This window comes from Chromohalobacter sp. HP20-39, from assembly GCF_033052815.1.
Taxonomy (GTDB): Bacteria; Pseudomonadota; Gammaproteobacteria; order Pseudomonadales; family Halomonadaceae; genus Chromohalobacter.
Map to the genome: position 1 here is coordinate 1 of NZ_JAWHTP010001122.1, position 239 is coordinate 239.

Sequence of the window (239 nt, forward strand, 5' to 3'; positions counted from 1 at the left end):
GCGCTGTCGGGGCCCGACTCCAGAACGTCCAGCCACCATGCATTGTGTGCGCCACCCACACTCATGTGGTTGGGGACGATGTCGACGATCAGCCCCATGTTGCGCGTGTGCAGTGCGTCTACCAGTTGCCCCAGCGCAGCTTCGCCACCCAGTTCGGGGTTCACGCGTGTTGGATCGACCACGTCGTAGCCGTGGAGCGAGCCGGGCTGCGCCGTCGTGATGGGGGAGGTGTAGAGGTG

1 protein-coding gene is annotated in these 239 nt (G+C 65.3%); it reads right to left on the reverse strand.

Going from position 1 to position 239, the window contains the following annotated elements; translation table 11 throughout:
• Window positions 1–239 (reverse strand): alpha-amylase family glycosyl hydrolase (locus RVY79_RS21390; protein WP_317466636.1); only part of this gene is annotated, 239 nt, incomplete at both ends.